This window comes from Lyngbya aestuarii BL J (assembly GCF_000478195.2).
In the GTDB taxonomy this organism is placed as follows: Bacteria; Cyanobacteriota; Cyanobacteriia; order Cyanobacteriales; family Microcoleaceae; genus Capilliphycus; species Capilliphycus aestuarii.
Map to the genome: position 1 here is coordinate 1 of NZ_AUZM01000236.1, position 1,119 is coordinate 1,119.

Below are 1,119 nucleotides of genomic sequence, written 5' to 3' on the forward strand. Positions count from 1 at the left end.
TGCATAGGGACACCACATCAATTCCATCGTTGCCAGAGGCGGACGTTTGCCAATTTCCCGACGATAGGGAACCAAAGCGGCTGCCTCGGGAAAATGAGCGGGAAGATAGACAAACCCTAAATGAGTCGTCTCTAGAACCTGTTGAACCTGTTCAAAGGTTAGCGTTGTCCAGTCCACTCCCAACCGTTGCCAAATTTCAGTTAGGGTAATCCCTTCTTTGGTTGGCATGGTATCCCCCCCGTGTAATATCACCGGAACGCCTGCTGTTGCCACAATTAACGCGGTTAAAGGAGTAACAGGAGCGGTACGGGAGCGCCCATCGTAGGGACAATTCAAGAGTAAGGGAGGGGTCGAGAGCGGTTGAAGTTTGGACGCGAATTGATCGCAGCCATCTAACATTCCGGCTAATTCTTCGCTGGTGGGTCGTTTGATGCGGTGGGCTATTAAAAATGCGCCAATTTGGGCAGGAGTTGCTTCCTGTAATAGCATCATTTTCATCGCATCTGCGGCCTCGGTGCGATTGAGATTTTCGCCGGTATGAGGGCCACTGCCAATTTTACGAAGTAAGTCTCGAAAGCGATCGCTCATTACATCTGTTTAGAGGTGAAAACAACTAGGAAGTCTCTAGCATATCTGGTTTAAGAGGGACTTTCGGCAGTTATTTTGCCAACTTTTTCGAGAACGGGATCACAAGTTGGCGGAATAAACTCTTGGACTAATTTCCAGAAATATTCTATCGGGGGAATTTGCATTCGATCCGAAGTGGCGACCATAACGACTTCCCGACTCCAAGCCCGATCACAGGCGGATGGGGATAAATCGTTGGGTTTTTTGGTGTTTGTTGGGTTGACCTCTGCGACACCAATTGGACGAATGGCTAAAGTCGAGTCAGTTTGAGATTCAATTAAGGCTGAACGGGGGAGTAAAGCCACTAATTCTCCCTGACGGACGACTCCTCGAAACCCATCTAGGGTGTTGAGTTCGAGAACTGCTTTGAGTTGGGCTTGGGTTTGATTAAATTTTTCTAAGACCCAACGCTGCATTCCATAACCGTCTTTGAACACCACTTGCGGATAAAGAACCAGTTCTGACCAAGGAACTTGGGTGTAACTGGCGAGG

At 48.5% G+C, this 1,119-nt stretch carries 1 protein-coding gene and 1 pseudogene; both read right to left on the reverse strand.

Annotated elements, in window-relative coordinates; genetic code table 11:
* A pseudogene (locus M595_RS27765) lies at nucleotides 1-588 on the reverse strand (hypothetical protein); the annotation flags it as partial.
* Between the two features lie 50 nt (nucleotides 589-638).
* On the reverse strand, nucleotides 639-1,119 hold a 481-nt coding region (locus tag M595_RS27770; RefSeq protein WP_023066754.1), incomplete at its 5' end, for a substrate-binding domain-containing protein.